This is a genomic window from Paenibacillus sp. FSL L8-0435, from assembly GCF_037965655.1.
Lineage (GTDB): Bacteria > Bacillota > Bacilli > Paenibacillales > Paenibacillaceae > Paenibacillus.
In genome coordinates, this window is record NZ_CP150185.1 from 2,909,666 (window position 1) to 2,934,923 (window position 25,258).

Here is a 25,258-nt window from a genome sequence, read left to right on the forward strand (position 1 = left end):
CATATGAAAATACTTGAAGTTAAAAATGTGAAGAAATCATACACGTTATATGGAAAAGAAAAAGTTCCGGTACTCCACGGTTTGAACCTGAGTTTTGAGACGGGAGAGTTCGTCTCGATCCTTGGCGAATCTGGGTGCGGTAAGTCGACCCTGATGAATATCATTGGTGGCATGGACTCCGACTATGAAGGGGACGTTGTTGTTCGTGGCAAGAACTTAAGTGCCATGACAGAGAAGGAAATGGATGATTATCGGAAGAATAATATCGGCTTTGTCTTTCAAAATTTCAATCTGATCCCGCATCTGTCTGTCCTCGAAAATGTAACGATTGCAATGCAAATGACGGATACCAATGAGAAGGATCGCAACCAACGTGCTGTTGATATATTGACAGAGGTGGGACTGAAGGATCATCTGAACAAACGTCCCAACCAGTTATCTGGCGGTCAGAAGCAACGGGTTTCCATAGCACGGGCATTATCCAACAATCCGGACATTATTCTTGCAGATGAACCGACGGGTGCTCTGGATAGGGAAAACGGAGATCAAATTCTCGCTCTGCTGGACAGTATAGCCAAAAAGGGAATGCTGGTGATTGCCGTAACTCACTCGCAGAAAGTTGCTGACTCCGGTACACGTATTGTGAAGGTTGAAGAGGGGCGCATTAGTGACGATATTCACCTGAAAGATCCTTCTACGACTGTTTACGAGAGTGGTAAGGATTCTTCCCGGAGCCTGAGCTTGCTTGCTTCATTCAAGATGGCACTTAAAAATATGAAACTCAACGGCAAGCGTAATGTATTAGTAGCATTGGGAGGATCTATAGGTATATTAAGTGTACTCCTGATGCTCTCCTTGGGGAACGGGATAACAACGTATATGAATGACGAAATCAATTCAAGTATGGACCCTTTGCTCGTGGATATAACAAAGCCGAGTGAAGAAGCCAAGGATATGCAAGGTCCCGAGGCCTTGATGGCACCAGGTGAACCGTTCACCGAAGATGATGTTGAGACGATTCGCAATTTTCCTAATGTGGATTATGTAGAGACGATCACGACCATTACAGGCAAATCCACGATGGTGAATGAAAAACAAAGTGTAGGACTCACACAGTTAACAACGTTAACGGATGCTTTTGATCCAGCACTGATGACAACTGGTGTTCTGCCGTTAGAAAATCAGATGCTGTTACCTCTCAATACGGCGAAACAATTAAGCGGAAATGACCAGGCTGAATCCATGATCGGCAAGTCCGTGTTTCTATATATCAACGAGATGGATAGCAATAATAAACCAGTGACCTTGGAGAAAGAAGTAACCATCTCAGGGATCTACGAAGCGGCAGATCCGCAATCTCCAATGCAACAATCCCCGGGATACATTTCATCAGAGACGTTGGAGCAAATGTATACAGACAAAGGAATAACAATCGGGCCGATTCAGGTTAACGCCTATGCTACCGATATGAAATATGTAAATGAAATCAATGAAGCTGCTGTTGACGCTGGTTTCGCAGGCTCCCAAATGGCCAAGGTCATGGAGAATATCACGACATATGTAAGTATGGCTTCCATTGTACTCGCGGGTATTGCAGGCATTTCGTTGATCGTATCCGGTATTATGATATTGGTTGTACTCTATATTAGTGTCGTGGAACGGACGAAGGAGATCGGCATTCTTCGGGCGATTGGAGCAAGAAAGAAAGATATCAAGCGAATATTCTTCTCCGAATCTGCCTTATTAGGCGTATTTAGTGGTATTATTGCGGTAATCTTTGCAGTGATCATCAGTTATGTATTAAACATTCTTTTGGACAATGCGTTTGGAGCCAAACTCATTAATCTCTCGGGATATTATATTTTGTTTGGTATCGTGGTAAGTACAGCGATTAGTATTGTTGCCGGTTTGATGCCATCATCAAAAGCGGCGAAGCTGGACCCGATGGAATCCCTACGATACGAATAAAACCAATTGCGGAAAGGATAATGGCTACATGAACACAATTCTGGTGGTGGACGATGATTCCCATATCCGCAAATTAATCCGAATCTATCTTGAAAAGAATCAATTCTCCGTGCTGGAAGCACCAGACGGTCAAGAGGCGTTAGATATCCTCTCGCATACGAAAGTGGATCTGGCGATTGTGGATGTAATGATGCCACGAATAGACGGTATTGAACTGACGGAAGATATTCGGTCTTATCTGGATATTCCCATCCTGATGGTGACAGCCAAGGGAGAATCCAAGGACAAAGTCAGAGGATTTAATGCTGGGTCAGACGATTACCTGGTTAAACCGTTTGATCCTGTGGAATTAATCTTGCGTGTAAAATCGTTACTGAAACGATATAACAAAAGTTCATCAAACATGATTCAGATCAGCGGCGTAACGATTGATTTGGGCAATCTGATGGTTGTTGCGGATGGACAAACTATCGAATTGAAAAAGAAGGAATGTGAATTGTTATTTTCTCTGGCGAGTTCGCCAGGGAAAATATTCACACGTACACAGCTTATAGATGATATATGGGGCATCGATTACGAAGGAGATGAACGTACGGTTGATGTACATATCAAACGGTTAAGGGAACGTCTTGAGCATGTTCCAGAGTTAGTGATCTCAACGATAAGAGGACTTGGTTATCGCCTGGAGCGGGCATGAAAATGTTTAGGAAGAGCCTGCGACTTCGCATCGTAGCTACGTTTATCGGGATTGTTCTGGTTAGTTTAATTCTTTCCTTTATGATAAATAACGGGTCCCAGGAAAAGACACCGAATCGTTTTATGGTTACTTTTGCTGAAGACCTCGCTACACTGATTAACCTGATCGATGATCCGGAAAAAGTGAAATCAAGCTTGGATATTTTTGCTCGCTACGGCTTAAATATCACTCCCGTGAATGAACAAAGTGAAGTGTTATCTTCCTTGCCAGAGGACAAAGTTCATTCGTTATTTGATTCGGGTACAACGGATGCCATTTTTCTGTCCAGTAAAGATGGAGTCGCGACCATAGGTGTTCCTGGAACAAAAGAGGGGATTGGCACATTTCTGATTCAAAGTGATTTCTCCTCTCTTTTTCATACACTGAGAAACACGCTCTTAACCTCACTGTTAACGGTTCTGGTCATTGGCAGCTTATTAATCCTGTTCATGTCCGGGTATATTGTGAAACCGATTAAGAGATTAACGGTTGCGGCGAAGGAGATGTCATCAGGTGACCTGTCGGTCCGCCTGAAACACAATAATAAGGATGAGTTTGGGGAACTGATGGAGAGTTTTAATCATATGGCCAGTGAGTTGCAAAAAATCGATTCGGTTCGTGATGACTTTGTCAGCAACGTCTCTCATGAAATGCAGTCTCCGCTCACATCAATTAGAGGATTCACCAGAGCACTACAAGATGGTGTTATTCCATTAGAAGAGCAGAAAGAGCATCTGGATATTATCTATGAGGAAACGCTGCGCTTATCGAGGCTCAGTGATAATCTGCTTCGGCTAGCCTCGCTGGATTCGGAGCATCATCCGGTTCATTTCACCACGTTCCAGGTAGATGAACAATTAAGAAGGGCGATCTTACTGGCAGAGCCGCAGTGGGCTCAGAAGGACATACAGATCGAACTGGACTTGTTGCCCTGCGAGATCACAGTGGACAAAGATTTGTTTGATCAGGTCTGGCAGAATTTAATAAACAATGCGATCAAATACACAGGTCCTAAAGGTACCATTCATGTCGAAATTGAGACGTCATCTTCACATGTGAAGATATTGATTAGAGATTCAGGACAAGGTATACCTGAGGACGCCCTTCCGTATATCTTTGATCGATTCTACATGGTGGACAAAGCACGGAGCAGCTCGCTTCGAGGGAATGGATTAGGGTTGTCCATTGTGATTAAAATATTGAAATTACATCAATGTACAATTGATGTAGAGAGCGAAGTAGGAAAAGGAACGCAGTTTATTGTCACGATTCCCAGATCGACCATTACACCTACACCTACACCTTAAGGCAAGCCAGAACAGAGAGAGCAATATTGGAAACAATCGGTCCCTGTGCGTTCAGGATTCAGATTGCTGCCATATTGCTTTTTTTGATATCTGTATTCGCGACAAAATTTCACATATAGTTTTGTTTAGCAGAGGATCATTTGTTAAAATAGAAGAGACGTTATGTGAATCTATGAACTTAATCAATTTATCATACACAGAATGGAGCCATCCAATGAAATATCGCAACATGGAAGATTGTATTAACGATCTGGAGCAGCACGGTCATTTGATTCGGGTCAAAGAAGAGGTTGATCCTCATCTGGAGATGGCAGCGATCCATATGAAAGTGCACGAGGCTAAAGGCCCGGCATTGTTATTCGAAAATGTAAAAGGCTCAAAGTTCCAGGCCGTATCGAATCTGTTCGGCACGGTGGAACGAAGCAAGTTCATGTTCCGGGGTACGCTGGAAGGCGTACAACGGGTCATGGCTGTTCGTGACGATCCCATGAAGGCGCTTAAGACGCCATTTCAGCATGTCCAAACAGGTCTAGCTGCGTGGCAAGCGCTGCCAAAACAGAAATCTATCAGCCTACCCGTGTCGGCGCAAGAGATTCAAATCTCGGACTTGCCGCTCATCAAACACTGGCCTATGGACGGTGGGGCATTTGTGACGCTACCACAGGTTTATTCGGAAGATCCGGACAAACCAGGCATCATGAATTCAAACTTGGGGATGTACCGGGTTCAACTGGATGGCAATGATTTTGAAATGAACAAGGAAATTGGATTACACTATCAGATTCATCGCGGAATCGGTATACATCAAGCCAAAGCGGTCAAAAAGGGAGAACCACTGAAAGTTAGTATTTTCATTGGGGGTCCACCTGCACATACACTTTCAGCAGTTATGCCTTTGCCTGAAGGACTTAGTGAGATGACATTTGCCGGTCTGCTCGCTGGACGTCGCTTCCGGTACAGTTACAAGGACGGATATTGTATCAGTAATGATGCTGATTTTGTCATCACGGGTGATATCTATCCAGGCGAGACAAAACCCGAAGGTCCGTTCGGGGATCATCTGGGTTATTACAGTCTGACACATGAATTCCCGTTAATGCGTGTGCATAAAGTCTATGCCAAACCGAATGCCATCTGGCCGTTTACGGTTGTTGGTCGTCCGCCGCAAGAGGATACGGCGTTTGGTGATTTGATTCATGAGATTACGGGAGACGCGATTAAACAGGAGATTCCTGGTGTCAAAGAAGTGCATGCGGTCGATGCGGCAGGGGTCCATCCATTACTGTTTGCAATCGGCAGTGAACGTTACACGCCGTATCAGGCGGTGAAGCAGCCGACAGAGTTGCTTACGATTGCCAATCGTATTTTGGGTACGGGTCAGCTCAGTCTGGCGAAGTACCTGTTTATTACCGCTGAGGATCAGCAACCTTTGGATACCCACAAGGAAGTTGAATTCCTGACCTATATCTTGGAACGTATGGATATGCAGCGGGATATTCATTTCCATACCCATACAACGATTGATACACTCGATTATTCGGGTACAGGACTGAACAGCGGCAGCAAGGTCGTTTTTGCAGCATATGGCGACAAGGTTCGAGAGTTGTGCACGGAGGTTCCGGAGTCTTTGAAAAACATTCGTGGTTATGAGAATCCACAGCTCATCATGCCGGGTATCGTTTCGATCCAGACATCGGCCTTTACGAGTTATGCGGATACAGCACAGGAGATGCAAGCATTCACGTCTCTATTGAAAGAACAGGGAGGTCTGAACTCGTGTCCAATGATCATTCTATGTGACGACAGTTCGTTCCTGAGTGCTAACCTCAGCAACTTCTTATGGGCAACCTTTACTCGCAGCAACCCTTCACATGACATGTACGGGGTTAATAGCGGATATGACCACAAGCATTGGGGCTGTGATCAGGTGATTATTGATGCACGCACCAAACCTCACCAGGCACCGCCGCTGATTCCTGATCCTTCGGTGGAGAAGAGCATTGAACGTTTATTTGTAAAAGGTGCTAGTCTGGGTTCGATCAAAATCTAATTTGAGATGTCTTGAAGAAGTTCAAACGGAGCGTTTGAACTTCTTTGGCTTACTCTGATACGGCGATGAAGCACAAAAGTGTGTAAAAGTTTAAAACCGGGACTAATTTGGATGTTGGAGTGAGGATAAAGTCTTAGGTGTTCGTATTTACCATTGTGATTAAGGTCGTTTGAACTATGTATGAAATGAAGAATTATAACGATATAAAGAAGTATAGGTATTTTTGTGGCCCCGTTCCGTTGGGTGCTGTTACTATAATGAATTGTTCAGGGGGAATACCGATTTGAGAATCCATATTATGAACCTGCAAGACGGAGACCGTCTAACTGCAGATACATTCAGCGATGCAGGATTACACGTTCTCGGGAAGGGAACTGTGATCAAAGGTGAGGATATCACCTTGCTTATGCAGCACCGTGTAGATTATGTAGATATTGAATCACGCGAAGAAGAAATCACTGAAGCAGAATTTTTTGCTGCAGCGGCAAAACATGCTTCCGGGATAACTACGAAGGAAGAACCGCCTGAAGAAGAGCTGAAGTCCCAATTTATTCAGACTGTACATAATTATCAAAATGCTTTTCTCGAAGCTCTGACCGTTGGCAAGTTCAACGCCACCATGGTGGATGATGCACTGCAACCGATGGTTGAGGGACTGGATGAGCAGAAAGATGTCGTTCATCTCCTGATGATGCTGGAGCGGGATGACGTCAATAACTATACACATTCAATCCAGGTAGGATTGTTGTCCTTCTACCTTGCGAACTGGCTTGGATATTCTCAGAAGGAGAGTTATCAGATTAGTCGCGGTGGTTATCTGCATGACATTGGAAAGTGCAAAGTATCCCACCGGATTCGGAACAAAACAGAACCGTTGACGGCGGATGAGCAGCTTGAAATGCAACGTCACACCATATATGGTCATGAAATTATCAAAAATTCGATGACGGATGAAGTGACAGCGCTGGTTGCTCTGCAACATCACGAGCGGGAAGATGGTTCGGGTTATCCGATGCAACTGGAGAAAAGTGAAATTCATCCCTATACCCAGATTGTATCTGTAGCGGATATCTATATAGGTATGAGATCCGGGAATCACGGAGGAAGCAATCCAAATCTGATCAACAACCTTAGAGATATCTATGGAATGGGATTTGGTAAATTGAATGAAAAACCGGTTCAGGCATTGATGCAACATTTGCTTCCTAATTTCATCGGGAAACAGGTTCTGCTCAGCAATGGAGAAAAAGGTGTGATTGTCATGAACAATACATCTGATATTTTCAAACCACTCATCAAAGTGGAGTCTGAAGAATATCGCGATCTCTCCAAAGAGCGTACGCTTGCCATTGATGAATTGCTTATTTAATCTAAATATGATCTGTATTCCTTATTTATATTGAGAACGGGCCTCCTGCACTAAGACAGGGGACCCGTTTTTTGTTATATCATCTAGATGTGTTGTTCGACCAAGGAAGCAAGCGTATACTTTGCAAAGACCTTATTTTTCCTGCCAAGGAGCGATCGCCATGATTGAAGTGACAACCGAGATTACGATACATGCCTCGATTGAACGGTGCTTCGACTATGCCCGGGATATTGATATACATACTCAGACCGTCTGGAAACATACGAGAGAGCGAGCAGTCGCAGGAGTAACAACAGGAAGAATTGGAGCAGGGGATACCGTTACATTTCAGGCTACTCATTTTGGTGTCAGACAGAAGCTGAAGTCCCGGATCGTGCAGTTTGAACAACCTTTCCTCTTTGTGGATCAGATGGAGAAAGGGGCTTTCAAGAGCATGCGACATGAACATCATTTCAGCGTAATTGGGGATCAGATAACTTGCATGAGAGACACACTTCGATTCGAAGCTCCACTTGGATTGCTGGGATGGGCAACGGAGCGACTTGTGCTGAAGAGATACATGCAGGCATTTCTAGAGGATCGTAATCGTAAGCTCAAAGATATGCTTGAGCAGTAGCCAGAATTGAATGGATAGAGGAGAGAAGACATTTGATGGATAATGAATATTTTGTAGGTTGGGGCACACTTGCCTTGATTAATGCCGGACTGGCTCAGGGAAAAAACAGAAGTGGTCGGAACTGGTTTCTGATTTCCCTGTTATTTGGTCCGTTGGCAACTCTTTTTATTGTGGTGTGGAATAAACTGGACTAATTCAACGATCGAGATTCCGATGCATATAACGATCGATTATCCAGAACACAAGGGCTACTGCACTAACGCCAGCACCTAACCAGCATACGGCTGTCCAGCCCGCCCAGGCATACACTTGGGTTGAAATGATGGAGCCGGTTGCACTGCCGATGGAATAAAAGATCATATAGGCTGCCGTCAGGCGGCTCTGTGCTTCGGGGCGAACTTCGTAGATCAGGCTCTGGTTGGTAACATGTACGGCCTGCACGGCGAGATCGAGCAGGATAACACCCAGGATCAGGAACCAGAGAGAATGATGGACATACCCGATGGGCAGCCAGGATAAGAGCAGAATGACAAGGGCGACACCGGTTGTTTTCTGCCCAAGGCCCCGGTCGGCAAGTTTACCTGCACGGGCAGCAGCCAATGCTCCCGCCGCTCCTGCGAGACCGAATGCACCTATGACTGTATGAGACAGGGACAGTGGAGGGCTACTTAGTGGCAGTACCATAGAAGTCCATAAGATGCTGAAGGCTGTAAAAATCAGCATGGCCAGCACACCTCGTACTCGTAACACACGCAACTCACGGTACAGTTGCAAGACGGAACCGAGTAATTGGGTATAGCTTTGTTTTACCTGTGGGGACTGCTGCTTTGGGAGAACAAGATATAAGGCGACAATTCCGAGTAATGTAAGGCTTGCGGAGAAGAGATACACCGATCTCCACCCGAGCCAATCGTTCAGCGTACCTGCAACCGTTCGTGCAAGTAAAATGCCAATGACGATTCCGCTGGTTACCAACCCGACAATGCGACCACGTTCGGAAGGGGCTGCCAAGTGTGCAGCAAAGGCAACGAGCGTTTGCGTAATGACCGAGAGTAGACCTACGACAGCCATGCCCATGAACAAGAGGGAACTGGATTGTGCGGTTCCTACGAGAACCAATGCAAGTACGGATAAGAGCATTTGAATGATGATCAGCTTGCGGCGATTTAAGAGGTCACCAAGCGGAACAAGAAGGAACAGCCCCAAGGCATAACAGATTTGAGTCACTGTGATGACAATCCCTATGGATGATGGAGAGAGGCCAAACTCATGAGCAATGGAGTCCAGCAAAGGCTGAGCATAATAGATATTGGCGACCGCAAGTCCGCTGCACACGGCAAAAAGAAGAGCAACTAACCGTGACATGGCAGGACGATCCTTATTGGATAATTGTGCATCTGGAGAAGAAGTTTGCATGAGTAGTTGTCACCTTTCTATTATGTACTGATCGGTATGTTATGTTTCGGGATAACCATACTTTATTTGCGTGAATTCTGTCAACAGAGAATTGGGTGAGGGTTAAACTGAAGGTTATTTACCCAGAGAATACGACGATAAAATAACCATATGATCGCTTCTATTCCAGAATTTTCGATTCATTTATAGCTAAAAACTCCTTTCCGGTTATTAGGTTTTGACTTTGTAATAAGAGTGAGGTTAAAATATATAAACATACTGATCGATACATAAAGAGGTGAATTGTATGGTTAGACAACGGGAATTTGATACGGATAAAGCACTCGATGCAGCGATGCATACGTTTTGGGACAAAGGGTTCGAAGCGGCATCTTTAAATGATTTGACGACCGCAATGGGCATACAACGTCCCAGTCTGTATGCGGCTTTTGGAGATAAAAAGGAATTATTTGAAACAGCACTTCGCAGGTATACCACTCAGCACGCGGCTCAAGTCAGAGCCAGACTTCAACAGGGTTCCTCCGTACGGGAAGCCTTTCGTGGATTGTTTGAACATATTGGAGCAGAGGGGAGTGTGACCGAGCCTAGTCACGGCTGTTTTTGCATTAATACGATGGTTGAGCTGGCTCCACATGATCCCAAATTCGCTGTCCTTACACGGGAGCATCAGATGTACCTGGGTGTTCTTTTTAAAGAAACGATAGAACGAGGGCAACAGAGCGGGGAGCTGTCCACTGACATGAACGCGAGTGCGGTTGCACAGTCTTTGGTTGTATCCATGATTGGACTGACTGTACTGATGAAATCAGGACCGGACCGCTTGTTTGTGGAGCAGAGCATCCAGGTTACGCTGTCTTTGTTACAGTAATAGGGAATTATTCTGTTTAAAGTGATGCGGAGTTGCTACAATATATTTAAGAATGGAGCAAATATAGGAGGAGATCAGAAATGAATACGAAGTTGCGCTGTGCCGTTTTGGATGACTATCAGAACGTTGCGCTGACGTCGGCGGACTGGGGTCCGTTGATGGATCAGGTGGAGATTCAGACATTCAACAACTATATGGGCTCGGAAGATAAAGTCATACAGGAATTGCAGGATTTCGATATTGTGGTGCTGATGCGGGAGCGTACACCGTTTCCGGAGAAGGTCATTTCACAGCTTCCTAAGCTAAAACTTCTGATTACAAGTGGTATGCGCAATGCGTCGATAGATCTCAAGGCTGCAGAGAAAAACGGGATTATTGTGTGTGGAACCGAGGGAAGCTCTAATCCGCCCACGGAGCTTACATGGGCACTGATTCTGGGGCTGTCCAGACAACTGGTTACAGAAAATAATGCACTTCGCTCCAATCGAAACTGGCAGAGCACGGTCGGGTTGGATCTGCATGGGAGAACACTTGGATTGCTCGGTTTGGGCAAGATAGGCACTCGCATGGCTGAGATCGCACAAGCATTTGGCATGAATGTGATGGCCTGGAGCGAGAATCTAACACAAGAAAAAGCTGAAAAACATGGTGTGATCTGGTCCGAGACCAAGGAGCAATTGCTTGCACAGAGCGACATCGTATCCATTCATCTAGTATTGAGTGATCGTACGCGAAATCTGATCGGACAAGCCGAATTTCAACTAATGAAATCGAGTGCGCTATTAATAAATACGTCGCGAGCGGGCATTGTCGATCAGGAAGCTATGGTAGAGGCACTGCAGCGTGGTGTGATTGCTGGTGCAGGTCTGGATGTATATGAGCAGGAACCGCTACCAGTTAACCATGTGATGCGAACATTGCCCAACGTTCTGGCTACACCGCATCTAGGTTATGTGACTCGTGGCAATTATGAGATCTATTATAATCATACCGTAGAGAATATAGCGATGTTCCTGAAGGGAACGTCGATCAGGCAACTGCTTTCTTAGAATGAACGTATGCGGACGGAGTATGAATCTGCTATAGTTGTACAGAATCAACGACAAATAAGGTGCTGCCAGGAAAGAGTTAGACCTGAGCAACACCTTTTTAGTATATCTGTGTAGAAAACAAATGAAGGGACGGATGTAAAACACATCCTATCCTGCTGAGCCATCCACTCACCAAATTTAACTGTGTGGTCCTCGCTGGGAAGAATGAATCATAGCAACGCTTGATTCACGAACGATTAAGCGTGGTTCAAATTGGATGTGTTCGTAATCGGTCGTATTCATCTCCCGAATTCGTTTTAACAACAGCTCGGTAGCAAGTCTGGCGACTTCTTCGCCCATTATGGAGACGGAACTAATCTGAGGAGACGTGACGGTCGTCCATTGATTGTTATCCACACCCACAACAGCCACATCTTCAGGTACACGAACCCCTAACTCCTTGAACCGATTAACCAATCCGATGGCAACCATATCATTAATGGCATAGACCGCATCTGGCATATGCGTAAGTCCGTAGAAATAATCTGCAGCATTGGCACCTGTATTTAATGAAAAGTCCTCACCAAAGTAGACGAGAGAAATGTCCACGTGACCTACGGCTTGCTCATACGCACGAAAGCGTTCTTCAATAATGTCCTTCGGTGCTCCTGCATAAGCGATTCGAGTCCGGCCGATTTTGAACAGATGTTCCATCACCAATTTGCCTTCGGGTTGAGAAAGAGAGACGATATCTGCCTTCATGCCAGGTTCCAGTTTTTTGCCGTAATTAATCATCGAGATAGGGAGCGGCGCCTTATCAATCAGTCCGGGTAACGTTTTGGGGTACGCCAGAGGCATGAAAATCAGTCCGTCCACATGCAATTTTTTGACATTACGAATGGTTTCAAGCTCCGTTCTGGCATTGCCTGCCGTATTGATCTGCACGACATGGTACCCATGCTGCTTCGCCGTTTGTTCTACAGACCAGGAGATTTCCGGAATGATGGCGTTTCGTATGTCGGGTACAACAAGAGCGATCTGGTGCGTTTGCCGGATTTTCAGACTCTGTGCCGAGGTGTTGGGTACAAACCCCAGTTCTTCAATGGCCTGCATCACCTTATCCCGTGTTTTACTGCTGATGCCTTCTGAATTGTTGATGGCCCGGGATACGGTAGCGATGCCCACGCCGGCACGCTCTGCAACATCCTTGATCGTAAGTTTCTGTTCTTTCCTCAATGTACAGTTACCTCACTTTATCGGAAACGATTCCGAATTATTAGGAATATGTATGAACTTCACGATAGTTATATAACTTGATTATAACATTTGAACAATGAAGTATCCCATGAAAGGACCAGATTTATGGCGAGGCCTGATTAAATTTCAATGGGACTACAATAGTATTTGCCATAATATATGTTAATAACAAGGATTACATCGTTTGTAATACTGCTAAGATCACTTGAATTATAGTATAAGCATTCTTAAAGTGAACTCGATACGATCACGAAATAGACATATTAGTGGAGAAATATGTTTGACAGCGTATCTAAAATGTGACATATTTAATTTACGGAAACGTTTCCGATTATATCAAAAATTATGATCTGGGAGATGAAATGAATGAAAGCATTACGTTGGCATGGAGTCAAAGATTTACGTCTCGAAAATATTAATGAACCTCACCCTGAAGAAGGGAAGGTCAAAATAAAAGTGGAATGGTGCGGTATCTGCGGCAGTGATTTGCACGAGTACACAGCAGGTCCAATCTTCATTCCCGCTCAAGCACCGCATCCGCTAACAGGGGAACAAGCGCCTATAGTTATGGGGCATGAATTCTCAGGACAGGTGGTTGAAGTAGGGGAAGGTGTTACACGTTTCAAGGCAGGCGATCGTGTTGTGGTAGAACCCATCTATGCATGTGGACACTGCGAAGCTTGTAAACAGGGCAGATACAATCTGTGCGATCAGATGGGTTTCCTTGGACTCGCTGGAGGCGGAGGAGGATTCTCCGAGTATGTAACTGCTGCAGAAAACATGGTACATGCCATTCCAGATTCAATTTCGTATGAGCAAGGGGCGTTGGTTGAACCTTCAGCTGTAGCACTTCACGCTGTGCGTCAAAGCAAGCTGAAAGTGGGAGATACGGCAGCCGTGTTTGGTGCAGGCCCAATCGGACTACTGGTCATTGAAGCGCTTAAAGCTTCAGGAGCGTCAGATATTTATGTGGTGGAGTTATCGGATGAACGGAAAGCAAAAGCCGAAGAGCTCGGTGCTATTGTGATTGATCCAATGCAGTTTAATGTCGTGGAAGAGATCCATCAACGTACACAAGGCGGCGTTAACGTAGCCTATGAAGTAACCGGTGTTCCACGTGTTCTGCAACAAGCTATTGATTCGACATGTATTGGTGGAGAGTTGATGATCGTCAGCATTTTTGAACAGGAAGCACCGATTCACCCGAACTCTATTGTTATGAAAGAACGTACAGTTAATGGCATTATTGGTTATCGCGATGTGTTCCCGGCGGTGATCAGTCTGATGGATAAAGGTTTCTTCCCGGCTGACAAGCTGGTGACCAAACGAATTTCGTTGGATGAAGTAGTAGAGCATGGATTTGAAGCACTGTTGAAAGAGAAAAATCAGGTTAAGATTTTGGTGAAAGCTGAATAGAAATCACAGATAGTATGAACAAGTAGACAGCACATCAACAGATGTGATTGTCTACTTTTTTTGTATAAATAGGGCGGAATTTGTTGCATGTACGGGTCGAATTACATAGTATAAAAAGATACAATTTGTATCATCTTGGTGTGAAGGTAATAATGATGAAAAAATGAAGGAGGAAGCGGACATGCAGAGACATACAAAATGGACAGCCGTAATTTTGACCATTGTCGCAGGAATGAGCTGGATGCTTATGGGGAACTCCAAGCCGAAAAATACCACGTCAACGAGTCAACCCCCTGCGACGGAACGTGGGCTTGCCAAGGTGTCGAATGCACCGATCAGTTCAGCGGATGTAACATCGAAGATCGAACTGCTAGGCAGACCTTTTACCAAAACACCATATGCTAATAACGTTTGGGACATGCAACTGTACAACGGCAAGATATATTTGGGCCACGGAAATAGCAGCAATCTGGGCGTAGCTCCTAATTCAGGCCCTATTCCAGTTATTTATTATGATACAGCGAATGCAAAATTCAAGACCCAGTCGGTGACGAACAGCAACCCGGGCATCTTGCCATCAACGAAGATGTATGTGGATGAGGAACAGATTGATATCTACAGAGTACTAAACGACAAGTTATATATTCCTGGCAATGATTCTGATAGTGAAAAGTGGGAACTGGGTAACTTCTATCGTCTGGATGGAGAGGTGTGGACCAAATATCGCAATCTGCCGCTGGGTGTACACGTATACGATCTGGCATCGTATCAGGGCAAGATGTTTGCCGCGTTGGGGACAGATTCCAAACCAACGATATTAATCTCTCATAATGAAGGTGAAACTTGGCAGAAATATGCGACCATTAATACGTTTGGTTTCCGGGCTTATACCATGTTCCATCTTAATGGCAAGTTATATGCATCTGGCATGATGTATCCTGCCAATAAAATATGGAATGACAGAACCAATATTCTGGAGATTAACGAAAAGCTTGAGAAACGGGATGTTGTCATCTATGGTAGCAAAATGCTGCCTGGACTAAGCTATCAAACGGGCACAATTCCTTATAATAAAATAGGCAAAAATGTTAACTTTAACAACAAGTTGCTCTATATAGCGGGAGGCGTGTTCAATGATGGGCAGCTGCTGCCCAAATCTTTGAATGTCATGACCGACATCAATCAGGCAAGGCGAGTTAATTTCCCGGATGCCAAGGCGCTCCCAACCGATGTGCTGTTGCGTGATGGCAAGGTGTATGTGCTTACGTACACTCGCCAAAGTGCCAATCTGTATATCAATCGGGTCTACCAATCCACGGATCTGACCACATGGAATGAGATTTTACGTTTTAACCAGGACACCTATGCCAAGTCTTTCGAAGAGAACGAGGGTGACTTCTACTTTGGTCTGGGTACTGATCCGGATGTGTTATCGACTTCATCAGGGAAATTGCTTCGAGTGAACCGGAGTGATATCCCCGTGAATGCTAATTAAATTGGAAGGAAGATTATGGATTATATACTATGCTACATCCACATTATTGGTGACGGGGAAATACTTTAAGATGTAGTAGAGTATATGTCAGACTGCTTCCGTAGTGTGATCAAACAGAGGCTGCCGTAAGGTAGCTTTCTTTTTTTCTATAAGATTACTTTGAACGCCCAACTTCGAAAATTTGTAAATAAAATTAAGAAACTATAAAATGGATAGAGAAATAATCCTAAACCAGTCAACTGGATTACACGTGTTAAAATATACAAAAGCATGTCGCATTTCATGTGGATGCGGAGTTCCATACTTCCAATTGCAAAGGAGCAATGTACTTATGAACGTACCTTCAGCTTTATTCAAACCTTTCACCTCGGACAAGCTAACATTGTCTAATCGAATCGTTATGGCACCCATGACTCGCGGATTCTCACCAGAGGGCGTACCTGGACCAGAAGTTGCTGAATACTATCGTCGCAGAGCAGCAGGTGGAGTGGGACTCATCATAACAGAAGGTACAGGCATTAATCATCCATCTTCGGTTAGTGGAGCGAGTATTCCATTATTCCATGGAGAAGATTCGTTGCAAGGATGGGCTAATGTTGTGAAAGCAGTACATGAAGCGGGTGGCAAAATCATGCCACAATTGTGGCATGTGGGTACAGCACGTCGTTCCGGTGACTTGCCTAACGCAGAAGCTGAGCCTGTAAGTCCGTCAGGGGTTAGCATGGCAGGTGAACCATCACGTGAACCATTAACGGAAGAGGAGATTCAAGGTCTTGTACAGGCATTTGCCCAAGCGGCAGCGGATGCACAGCGAATCGGGTTTGACGGCATTGAACTGCACGGAGCCCATGGATACCTGATTGACCAATTCTTCTGGGAGCAGACGAATCGACGGACCGACAATTATGGTGGTGATTTGGTACGTCGAACCCAATTTGCGGTTGAAGTGATTGAAGCTTGTCGTGCGGCGGTTGGTCCTGATTTCCCAATTGTGCTCCGGTTCTCCCAATGGAAGATGGGGAATTATGAGGCACGTCTGGTGGAGACGCCAGAACAATTGGAGCAATTCCTGGCCCCACTCAGTGCTGCTGGCGTAGATATATTCCATTGCTCTACACGCCGGTTCTGGTTGTCTGAATTCGAAGGATCTGAGCTGAACCTTGCGGGTTGGACGCAGAAAATCACTGGCAAACCAGCCATTTCGGTTGGATCGGTAGGACTTGAAGCTGAATTTGTAGACAGAGCAACCGAGAACCAGGGAACAGGGGATGCCCACTTGGATCTATTAAATGAGAAGCTGGAGAACAATGAATTTGACCTGATCGCCTTGGGTCGTGTTCTGCTTAGTGATTCCGAATGGCCTGCCAAAGTTCGTGAAGGTCGCATATCCGAAATCATTCCATTTACAACGGAAGTGTTGCAAACACTCCATTAATAGAAGCCTAAGAACGTTTGGTGCAAGGTGAATCAACGTTAAACAGCAACAATTTACAACGAAATTAAAACAAGAACGAACAAATAGGCCGCCTTTGGGCGGCTTTTTGATCTGCCTATACTAATAATTTCAACATATGAAAAATTCACAATAGAAAATCATTTCCTGCACCGTTAATCCTTTTTATTCTCCACATACATCCCACACGCGCCTAGTCACAACACCATTAAGTTCCACATCTCAGGTTCTATAGCAACCATTTTTTTTGCTGCATATATGTCAGCACAACGATTCAATCCTCAGAAGCGCTCATTTTGAAAATCATTCACCTTGTGATAAGGTTAGGCCTGAACCTTTAGATTACCAAGACGACATTACATAAGGAGGATGAATATCCTTGCACAACTATAGGTACAACTCGAACAATAAACGAAGAATACCACTGCAGGTGCTGTGTCTGCTGCTGGGAATCGTTCTGCTTTTATCGGCATGTGGCCAGGCACAGAAACCTTCCTCCGCAACGGACTCAAATACTGGCTCCAACGCTGGCTCCAACTCAGGGCAATCTTCCTCATCGCCGGAGCAGAATACCGTTCCACCGCAGGAAGAAGTGCAAGAGGAACCGCAAGAAGAAGTCGATCCGGTGCAGGAGCAACTCAGTTCATTAACGTTAGAAGAGAAGATTGGACAGATGATACTGGCCGGTGTTCAAGGGACAACGTTGGATAATCAAACCAAACAGATGATTACGGATCAAAAGGTAGGGGGCATTATTTTCTATGCCAACAATGTATCGACACTTGAGGGAACAGCCAAGTTTGTACAATCCATCAAGGAAGTAAATCAGTCCAACCCGGTACCGATCTTCATGAGCGTAGATCAGGAGGGCGGCAAAGTCAGTCGAATGCCGGACACGATGGAATCCATTCCTTCCAGTAGAAAAGTAGGCGAGACGAAAGATAATGCGCTTGCTGAAACGATGGGCGAATTGCTGGCCAGACAAGTTCAGCTTGCGGGGTTTAATGTGGACTTTGCTCCTGTGCTGGATGTGAATAGTAACCCGAAGAACCCGGTGATTGGAGATCGTTCATTCGGCAGCTCGGCAGAACTGGTGTCACGTATGGGGATTGCAGAGATGAAGGGACTACGTAGTGAAGGCATTATTCCGGTAGTGAAACATTTTCCGGGTCATGGTGATACGTCTGTGGATTCCCATCTTGATCTTCCTGTCGTGAATAAAACGGAAAAACAACTGGCCAAGCTTGAATGGATTCCATTCCAGGCCGCAGTGAAGGAGCAGGTAGAGGCGGTCATGGTTGCACACATTTTGTTCCCGAAGCTGGACCCGGATCATCCAGCCTCCTTATCGGATGTCATTATTGGTGAACATCTGCGTGGAAAGTTCAATTATGACGGTGTAGTCATCACAGATGACCTGAGTATGGGTGCAATCGCGAAGAACTACAAGCTGGATGAAGCTGCCTTGGCAACTGTTAAAGCAGGAAGTGACATTCTGTTGGTCGCTCACAGTTATGAGAGTGCCAAGACGATTTTTGATACGCTAATAAGTGCAGTGAAGTCAGGCAAAATCACCGAGTCCCGAATTGATGAAAGTGTATATCGTATCCTGGCATTGAAGCAACAATACAAGTTATCTGATGATCAGAAAGCTTCCGGAGACCTGAAGCAATTGAATGCAGATATTGTGGATTGGCGTAAGCAAATCGATGCTAGATAATAAATCCTGTGTTATGATTTTGCCAGAGGTGAGATCCAATAATGTATACCATTATGATAATAGAAGACGATCCCAAGATTGCGGGATTATTGAAATCTCATATTGAGCGTTATGGAGACCGGGCCGTTCTGGTCGAGGATTTTGAGATGATTGTGCAACAGTTTGAGCAGGTACAGCCACATGTGGTACTTCTGGATATCAACTTGCCCAGTTACGATGGTTTCTATTGGTGCCGCCAGATTCGTACGCTTTCCACATGCCCCATTTTGTTTATCTCCGCGCGGAGTGGGAAGATGGATCAGGTCATGGCACTGGAGAACGGGGCGGATGATTATATCACGAAGCCATTTGAGCATGAGATTGTGATAGCGAAAATTCGCAGTCAGCTGCGCCGGGTATATGGGGACTATGCTGCACGTGATGAAGAACGCAAGGTGGAACTGGACGGCTTGGTCGTGTACTTGGAAAGACTGGAGATTCAGCTTGGTGATCGCAAAGTACAGCTGACAAAGAAGGAAACGATTCTGCTGGAAACGTTGCTGCGCCGCAGTCCCAAGCTGGTGAGCAGAGAGACTATCTTGGAGAAGCTGTGGGATGACTCGTTTGTGGATGACAACACACTCAGCGTTAACGTTACTCGGGTGCGTAAACGATTAGCCGAACTTGGTATTACGGATGCACTTGAAACGGTCAGAGGTTCGGGTTACCGATTGAACAATACCTGGAAGGCCTCTTCATCATCATGAGATTGTTTTTACGAGAACATCTCGCTTTAACGTGCTGGGTTGTTGCCATCTTGTTCACCGTTGTTGCAGTGTTCTGGTATGACGGTTACAACGATTGGGTCACGGCTGCTTATGCCGTAGCGTTGGGATTATTTTTATACATCGGATATTTGGTGTATCGTTATTATTCACATCGCTCCTTTTATACCCGGATGTCACGATCGATGGATTCGCTGAAGGAATTTGTACCATTGAACGAAACAAGTCCTTTATCACTGGCGCTGGAAAAGCTGCTGGATTCTCAATACGGACAGTACCATGCTCATCTTCATCGGCTGGAACAACGGCAGCAAGAATATCTGACATTCATGAACCAGTGGGTCCATCAGATGAAGACACCGTTATCCGTCATTGAGTTGACCGTGGAAGGCCAGGAAGATGACGATCCTCGGTTCATAAGCATTCGGGAGGAAGCGGACCAGATGAGGCGAGGTTTGGAGACTGTGCTGTATGTGGCCCGGTTGGATACCTTCGAGCAAGATTTCAGTGTGGAACCTGTGATACTGAAGACCGCTGGGGGAGAAGCGATCCATGAACTCAAGCGATTCTTTATTCGCAATCACGTCTATCCAGAGATGCATATAGAACCTTCGTTGGTTGTACAATCCGATGCCAAGTGGATTCGGTTTGTCCTGGTACAGTTACTGTCGAACGCAATCAAGTACTCCGCGGGCAACGGGCAGAAGATCTATGTGCGTGCATATGAAGCGGAACGCTCTATCATGTTGGAAGTGCAGGATCAGGGCATCGGGATTCCGAAGTCTGATCTAAACCGGGTATTCCAACCTTTCTTCACCGGGGAGAACGGGCGGCATTTCAAAGAGTCCACAGGCATGGGGCTGTATATTGCCAAAGAAGTGTTAACACGGATGAATCATCGGATTGATCTTGAATCTGTGTACCGCGAAGGAACGACTGTCCGAATTACATTCAACTCTTGAAGTGACAGGTTGAAGATAAGATGGGGACGTAAGGTGTGTGTATTATTAAAGAAGTATGAGTGGAGTATGAATTACAGTGTAAGTGTAAGGTGTAAGTATAGACGTCTATTGCCTGATCGAGGCGAAGGCGTCTTTTTGATTTTCATGATGCAACCTTACAACATTGTCATGTTGATGAAAGGTTAAACCATAGGAGAATGGCCGAAACTTCGATAGACTATAGTCATAAGAGTACAGGAAAGGCCACGCACAATACGCATGCACACAGCATGAAAGTAACTTGATTTTGAATTCATATATCACTAAGGAGTTGTAACCATGGAGATTTGTTCTGTGAAACAGATCAGTAAAATCTACAAAGGCATCGTATCTTATGAAGCGTTATCAGGTATTGACCTCAGTATTCAGGAAGGTGAGTTTGTTGGCATCATGGGACCATCGGGTAGTGGCAAAACAACACTGCTGAACATGATCTCAACCATTGATCACCCAACATCAGGCGAACTGCGGATTGCAGGGAAGAATCCGTTTGAATTGGATCAGGACGAACTCGCGCTGTTCCGGCGCAAAGAACTTGGATTTGTTTTTCAATCATTCAATCTGTTAAATACACTGACAGTCAAGGAAAACATTGTGCTGCCACTGACTCTTGACGGTGTTTCGCTAGCAGAGATGAACACTCGTGTTGAACAGCTGGCAAGCAAGCTGGGGATCGAGGGTATTCTGAACAAACGGACATATGAGATATCAGGAGGACAGGCACAACGTACGGCCGTTGCCAGAGCGCTTATCCATTCCCCGAAGCTGATTCTGGCCGATGAGCCAACAGGCAACCTGGATTCGAAGGCGGCAAGAGATGTCATGGAGATTCTCGAAACTCGCAATCAGGAGGATCAGGCTACGATGCTGCTGGTCACTCATGATGCTGTAGCAGCAAGTTATTGCAGTCGGGTTGTCTTTATCAAGGATGGCAAACTGTATAATGAAATTCACTACGGCGATAATCGCGCAGCCTTTTACCAGAAGATTATTAATGTATTATCCCTAATGGGAGGTTCAGGACATGAATTTTCGCCAGTTCGCCATTAATAACGTTGTTCGCAACAAACGAATTTATCTGGCTCATTTTCTGAGCAGTACATTTTCTGTTATGATCTTTTTTACTTACGCATTGCTCCTGTTCCATCCTGATTTGAAAGCAGGGTTAAAGGGATCAAGTGGGACGGTTACGTTGCTTGCGAATCAGGGGTTTATGATTGCAGAGATCATTATATTCATCTTTTCATTCCTGTTCCTGCTCTATTCCGTTGGTTCATTCCTGAAGACACGCAAGAAGGAATTTGGTATTTTCCTGATCATTGGCATGACACGTAAACAGATGAACCGGCTTCTGTTTATGGAGAACATGTGTATCGGATTAGCTTCCATCATTACCGGGATCGGACTCGGAATTATTTTCGGCAAATTGATTCTGCTGATCTGTGGCTCCATGCTGGCTGTTGAGAACAGCCTTCGATTCTATTTCCCGCTAAAAAGCATTGCCCTGACGGCAGGTGCATTTCTGCTGCTGTTTGTTGTAATCGCGATGTCATCATCCTTGCTCATCCGCAAAGGAACTCTCATTGACCTTGTGAAATCAGAGGAAAAACCGAAACCGGAACCCAAAGCATCACGTCTGCTCGCCTTGTTATCGGTATTGTTAATTGGCGGGGGTTATGCAGGAGTATTCACTTTTGTATGGATAAGCTTCTCCTTTCCGTTATTACTTGCAAGTGTCGTGGTTGTTATTGCAGGTACGTACTTTCTGTTCACACAGCTCAGTGTATACATCATTCGGGCACTGAAAAGAAATCCAAGGTTGTTTTTCCGTAAAACCAATCTGCTCTTCCTATCTGAACTTACCTATCGAATGAAAGATAACGCCATCATGTTTTTCATGGTAAGTATCATTTCAGCTTCTTCATTTACGGGAATTGGCACCATGCTTGCTATTGCTGACCCGGGGTTGTCGTCCATGTCGAATCCATACGCATTCAGTTATATGAATAACTGGGATACTCCCAACTCCGAGCGACATATTCGGCAGATTGAAGAAACGTTGATTGATCATCAAGTTCCCTACGTGAAGGGCAGTTATGCTCCTATAGGTGAAAATAATAATGGGAAGATTATCAAACTGAGTGATTATAACCGTCTTGCGAAGGCACTCGGGTATGAAGAACGTACGTTGAAACAGATCGATGAGTCATTTATGACACCAAGTAATTTGGCGATGCGCAAGGAGTACCGTGAACAGGTTGAACAAGGAGTCTCGGGAGGAAAGGTCAATCTGGAGGTTGATAATCAGCGCGTGCCTGTCCAGCTATCGACACCTGGTACCGAGATTGTGATTCCTTTTCAATATGAAATTTATCTTTACGTCGTAACCGACGAACTGTTTAATAAGATGAGACCTGCGTACAACGAAGAAGTTGGCATGCCTGAAGGGTTCTATTCGATGCGAACGATACAATTTATCGTGAAAGATTGGATGGGTACACGCAGCTTTGCTCCTGAATTGATCAAATCCATTCAAGATGATCATTCCGAAAAAGGTTATTACGAGGTCAGCGCGCTTGTGGTGGATTGGCTTAATTCCAAGCAGACCAATGGCATCATTCTAATTTTGAGCGGTCTGATCGGCATTGTTTTCTTCACCTTTGCAGCAAGTTTCACGTATTTCAGACTTTACGCAGATCTAGAACGGGATGAAGCGCAGTATCGCATGATTGGCAAAATGGGACTGAGTCGTCCCGAACTCCGTAAGATCGTAACAAGGCAGCTATTGCTTATGTTCTTCCTGCCGATTCTGGTGGCGGTCATCCACAGTTCGGTTGCTTTTGTGGCGTTGCAGCAACTAGTTGATTTCTCGGTCTTTGGATACAGCCTGCGCATCTTCTTGGTGTTTGCTTCCATGCAGATTTTGTATTTTGCACTCGTGCGCTGGCGGTATCTGCGTCACATGTATTCCAAATTAGTCTAAAATAGCATGGCCCAACAGACACCGGACTCATCGCTCGGTGTCTGTTGACTTTTCTAGCTAAGGCACAGTACTATTTCATTAGATACAGAATGTATCATTACATAGTTTCTCAAGCAGTTAGAAGGATGGAGTTACAGAAATGTCAGGCCGGTGCCTGAGAGGGAGGACATATCATGAGTATCACGATGTCTCGTGGACAAGCTTACATTCAACGTTTGAATGATGAGCGGAATGTATGGCTGGACGGAGAGCGTATCCAGGTAACTGGGCATCAGGCCTTTCAGGGAACACTTCAAACCATAGAAGGTTTGTTCAATCTGGTGGATGACCCGGAGACAAGGGAAACCGTGGCCTATTGGGACGAACAGACGGGAAGTTACGTGCATCGCTCTTTTCTTGTGCCTCGTTCAGTTCCTGACGTGAAGAGCAGGGCGGATGCTTTTCGGCTGTGGGCCGATCGGACGTATGGGGTGATGAGCCGATTGTCTGATTATGCCCGATCCAGGCTGACGGGTTGGTATGCAACACGACATGAGATGACAGCGCATGACCCGGCATTTGCAGACAAAATATCGGATTATTTTGCCCAAGCCAAACGAAACGATGCATTCCTGACAATTGTCCAGCGGGACCCACAGATTAATCGTTCCTTGCCTGTTGGAGAAGATGAGGATGCCATGCTGCGAATTGTCAAAAGGAATACGGAGGGCGTTGTGATACGCGGGGCCAAAATGGTGGCAACAGCAGCGCCTTATACGGATGATATCATTGCTTATCCCGTTCAACGAATTCCAGGCCACCTGCCAGAGCTGGCCCATATGGTAATCGTAGCCGCGGACAGTCCGGGCTTGCACATGATGTGTCGTGAATCTTTTGCCACAAAAGATACAGATAAATCACATCCACTCAGTGCGCAGTATGATGAGATGGATGCTGTATTATTTTTTGACGATGTATTTGTGCCCTGGGAACGTGTATTACTGCACAATAACCCAGAAGCCGTATGGCAGATTCGCTGCAATACAGCTTCTGCCAGTCTGGCCTATCATCAGAGTGTCATTCGATTACACTCGAAACTGGAGTTCATTACAGCCGTGACCTCATCCATTGCCAAGGAGATCGGGGTGGACTCTTTCCTGAATGTGCAGGAACAACTTGGAGAGCTGATCAGTCAGATGCAAACCATCGAGGGACTGATTATTGCTGCTGAAGCACAGTCCAAGCCGGACGCATTGGGCAACTGGCTGCCGGAATTCAAATATATTGAAACCGCACGTAATCTGGGCAATCGCTATTATCCCCGCGCGGTGGAGATTTTGAAGACCATTGCTGCGGGTGGTCTGATTCAGATTCCTTCGGGTACGTTTGAAATGAATGAAATGATGGGTTCCATGATTGGCAAATATCTTGGTGGAGTAACGATGCAAGCCCCGGAGAAGATTCGACTCTTTCAACTCGCATGGGAGCTGACCGGAAGTCCACTCGGAGCAAGGCATGATCTGTATGAACGTTTCTACGCGGGTGATCCTGTGCGCAATCGGGCGAACCAATATGTGCAGTATGACAAGGAACGTTTATTCGGAAAAGTGGAGCCGTGGCTACGTTCGCTTAAGGACTGATCTGATGATCTAATACAAATGCTCCGAATGAAGATTGAAAAGCCTGAATGAAGAACGAAAAGCTTGAATGTAGGCTGAAAACAGCCCTATTTTAGTTAATGCCTTGGCCTGAGCCAGGGCTCTATTTCTATTTATTTAGATTATCTTTAGAAATGATTTAGGTTGAATTAAGAGACGTAGTATATAGTA

General features: G+C 45.3%; 20 protein-coding genes. 18 read left to right on the forward strand and 2 right to left on the reverse strand.

Going from position 1 to position 25,258, the window contains the following annotated elements:
* Positions 1–3 precede the first annotated feature (3 nt).
* The 7 genes from NST33_RS12845 (at position 4) to NST33_RS12875 (ending at position 8,240) form a co-directional block, all read left to right on the forward strand.
* Positions 4–1,968 carry an ATP-binding cassette domain-containing protein gene (locus NST33_RS12845; protein WP_339308106.1) on the forward strand — a complete coding sequence of 655 codons (1,965 nt, stop codon included), beginning with the start codon at positions 4–6 and terminating at the stop codon, positions 1,966–1,968.
* A gap of 28 nt (positions 1,969–1,996) precedes the next feature.
* A complete protein-coding gene (locus NST33_RS12850) occupies positions 1,997–2,665 on the forward strand; it encodes a response regulator transcription factor (protein WP_221819598.1) in 669 nt (222 codons plus the stop codon).
* Positions 2,666–2,667: 2 nt separating this feature from the next.
* Entirely contained in the window at positions 2,668–4,011 is a 1,344-nt protein-coding gene (locus NST33_RS12855) for a HAMP domain-containing sensor histidine kinase (RefSeq protein WP_339308108.1), read from the forward strand.
* 214 nt (positions 4,012–4,225) lie between these two features.
* A complete protein-coding gene (locus NST33_RS12860) occupies positions 4,226–6,061 on the forward strand; it encodes a UbiD family decarboxylase (RefSeq protein WP_221819596.1) in 1,836 nt (611 codons plus the stop codon).
* 283 nt (positions 6,062–6,344) lie between these two features.
* Entirely contained in the window at positions 6,345–7,430 is a 1,086-nt protein-coding gene (locus NST33_RS12865) for an HD domain-containing protein (RefSeq protein WP_221819595.1), read from the forward strand.
* Positions 7,431–7,590: 160 nt separating this feature from the next.
* The gene (locus NST33_RS12870; protein WP_221819594.1) at positions 7,591–8,046 is read left to right on the forward strand and encodes an SRPBCC family protein; all 456 of its coding nucleotides are present in this window, start codon (positions 7,591–7,593) and stop codon (positions 8,044–8,046) included.
* A gap of 32 nt (positions 8,047–8,078) precedes the next feature.
* Entirely contained in the window at positions 8,079–8,240 is a 162-nt protein-coding gene (locus NST33_RS12875; protein WP_155985038.1) for a hypothetical protein, read from the forward strand.
* Between the two features lies 1 nt (position 8,241).
* Here the strand turns inward: NST33_RS12875 and NST33_RS12880 are convergent, their stop codons facing one another.
* Complete coding sequence (locus tag NST33_RS12880) at positions 8,242–9,462, reverse strand: MFS transporter (protein ID WP_221819593.1); 1,221 nt, start codon at positions 9,460–9,462, stop codon at positions 8,242–8,244.
* A gap of 286 nt (positions 9,463–9,748) precedes the next feature.
* Here NST33_RS12880 and NST33_RS12885 point away from each other — a divergent pair, with 286 nt between their 5' ends.
* Positions 9,749–10,330: a TetR/AcrR family transcriptional regulator gene (locus tag NST33_RS12885; protein ID WP_017688803.1), complete on the forward strand. Its 582-nt coding sequence runs from the start codon at positions 9,749–9,751 to the stop codon at positions 10,328–10,330.
* 80 nt (positions 10,331–10,410) lie between these two features.
* Positions 10,411–11,379: a D-2-hydroxyacid dehydrogenase family protein gene (locus NST33_RS12890; protein ID WP_221819592.1), complete on the forward strand. Its 969-nt coding sequence runs from the start codon at positions 10,411–10,413 to the stop codon at positions 11,377–11,379.
* A gap of 180 nt (positions 11,380–11,559) precedes the next feature.
* Here the strand turns inward: NST33_RS12890 and NST33_RS12895 are convergent, their stop codons facing one another.
* Positions 11,560–12,597, reverse strand: a complete 1,038-nt coding sequence (locus NST33_RS12895; RefSeq protein WP_017688801.1) for a LacI family DNA-binding transcriptional regulator — start codon at positions 12,595–12,597, stop codon at positions 11,560–11,562.
* Positions 12,598–12,984: 387 nt separating this feature from the next.
* Between NST33_RS12895 and NST33_RS12900 the strand changes: the two genes are divergently transcribed.
* The 9 genes from NST33_RS12900 (at position 12,985) to NST33_RS12940 (ending at position 25,069) form a co-directional block, all read left to right on the forward strand.
* Complete coding sequence (locus NST33_RS12900; protein ID WP_221819591.1) at positions 12,985–14,034, forward strand: 2,3-butanediol dehydrogenase; 1,050 nt, start codon at positions 12,985–12,987, stop codon at positions 14,032–14,034.
* Between the two features lie 181 nt (positions 14,035–14,215).
* Positions 14,216–15,529, forward strand: coding sequence for a hypothetical protein (locus NST33_RS12905; protein ID WP_221819590.1), 1,314 nt, complete (start codon positions 14,216–14,218; stop codon positions 15,527–15,529).
* A gap of 331 nt (positions 15,530–15,860) precedes the next feature.
* Entirely contained in the window at positions 15,861–16,964 is a 1,104-nt protein-coding gene (locus NST33_RS12910) for an NADH:flavin oxidoreductase (protein WP_221819589.1), read from the forward strand.
* Between the two features lie 397 nt (positions 16,965–17,361).
* On the forward strand, positions 17,362–18,702 hold the full coding sequence (nagZ, locus tag NST33_RS12915; RefSeq protein ID WP_339308113.1) for a beta-N-acetylhexosaminidase: 1,341 nt from the start codon (positions 17,362–17,364) through the stop codon (positions 18,700–18,702).
* Between the two features lie 41 nt (positions 18,703–18,743).
* The gene (locus tag NST33_RS12920; protein ID WP_221819588.1) at positions 18,744–19,448 is read left to right on the forward strand and encodes a response regulator transcription factor; all 705 of its coding nucleotides are present in this window, start codon (positions 18,744–18,746) and stop codon (positions 19,446–19,448) included.
* Positions 19,445–20,428 (forward strand): sensor histidine kinase, encoded by a 984-nt coding sequence (locus NST33_RS12925; protein ID WP_221819587.1) that lies wholly within the window; start codon positions 19,445–19,447, stop codon positions 20,426–20,428. Before NST33_RS12920 ends, NST33_RS12925 begins: the two co-directional genes overlap by 4 nt.
* A 318-nt stretch (positions 20,429–20,746) precedes the next feature.
* A complete protein-coding gene (locus NST33_RS12930) occupies positions 20,747–21,517 on the forward strand; it encodes an ABC transporter ATP-binding protein (RefSeq protein ID WP_221819586.1) in 771 nt (256 codons plus the stop codon).
* On the forward strand, positions 21,492–23,450 hold the full coding sequence (locus NST33_RS12935) for an ABC transporter permease (protein ID WP_221819585.1): 1,959 nt from the start codon (positions 21,492–21,494) through the stop codon (positions 23,448–23,450). The genes NST33_RS12930 and NST33_RS12935 overlap by 26 nt, the downstream gene beginning before the upstream one ends.
* Before the next feature lie 173 nt (positions 23,451–23,623).
* Positions 23,624–25,069, forward strand: coding sequence for a 4-hydroxyphenylacetate 3-hydroxylase N-terminal domain-containing protein (locus NST33_RS12940; RefSeq protein ID WP_221819584.1), 1,446 nt, complete (start codon positions 23,624–23,626; stop codon positions 25,067–25,069).
* Positions 25,070–25,258: the final 189 nt, after the last annotated feature.

What these genes read in the sequence shown, in the direction of transcription:
- NST33_RS12845 (WP_339308106.1), top strand. Translation starts at nt 4, where the DNA reads ATGAAAATACTTGAAGTTAAAAATGTGAAGAAATCATACACGTTATAT.
- NST33_RS12850 (WP_221819598.1), top strand. Translation starts at nt 1,997, where the DNA reads ATGAACACAATTCTGGTGGTGGACGATGATTCCCATATCCGCAAATTA.
- NST33_RS12855 (WP_339308108.1), top strand. Translation starts at nt 2,668, where the DNA reads ATGTTTAGGAAGAGCCTGCGACTTCGCATCGTAGCTACGTTTATCGGG.
- NST33_RS12860 (WP_221819596.1), top strand. Translation starts at nt 4,226, where the DNA reads ATGAAATATCGCAACATGGAAGATTGTATTAACGATCTGGAGCAGCAC.
- NST33_RS12870 (WP_221819594.1), top strand. Translation starts at nt 7,591, where the DNA reads ATGATTGAAGTGACAACCGAGATTACGATACATGCCTCGATTGAACGG.
- NST33_RS12880 (WP_221819593.1), bottom strand. Translation starts at nt 9,462, where the DNA reads ATGCAAACTTCTTCTCCAGATGCACAATTATCCAATAAGGATCGTCCT.
- NST33_RS12885 (WP_017688803.1), top strand. Translation starts at nt 9,749, where the DNA reads ATGGTTAGACAACGGGAATTTGATACGGATAAAGCACTCGATGCAGCG.
- NST33_RS12890 (WP_221819592.1), top strand. Translation starts at nt 10,411, where the DNA reads ATGAATACGAAGTTGCGCTGTGCCGTTTTGGATGACTATCAGAACGTT.
- NST33_RS12900 (WP_221819591.1), top strand. Translation starts at nt 12,985, where the DNA reads ATGAAAGCATTACGTTGGCATGGAGTCAAAGATTTACGTCTCGAAAAT.
- NST33_RS12905 (WP_221819590.1), top strand. Translation starts at nt 14,216, where the DNA reads ATGCAGAGACATACAAAATGGACAGCCGTAATTTTGACCATTGTCGCA.
- NST33_RS12910 (WP_221819589.1), top strand. Translation starts at nt 15,861, where the DNA reads ATGAACGTACCTTCAGCTTTATTCAAACCTTTCACCTCGGACAAGCTA.
- NST33_RS12920 (WP_221819588.1), top strand. Translation starts at nt 18,744, where the DNA reads ATGTATACCATTATGATAATAGAAGACGATCCCAAGATTGCGGGATTA.
- NST33_RS12925 (WP_221819587.1), top strand. Translation starts at nt 19,445, where the DNA reads ATGAGATTGTTTTTACGAGAACATCTCGCTTTAACGTGCTGGGTTGTT.
- NST33_RS12930 (WP_221819586.1), top strand. Translation starts at nt 20,747, where the DNA reads ATGGAGATTTGTTCTGTGAAACAGATCAGTAAAATCTACAAAGGCATC.
- NST33_RS12935 (WP_221819585.1), top strand. Translation starts at nt 21,492, where the DNA reads ATGAATTTTCGCCAGTTCGCCATTAATAACGTTGTTCGCAACAAACGA.
- NST33_RS12940 (WP_221819584.1), top strand. Translation starts at nt 23,624, where the DNA reads ATGAGTATCACGATGTCTCGTGGACAAGCTTACATTCAACGTTTGAAT.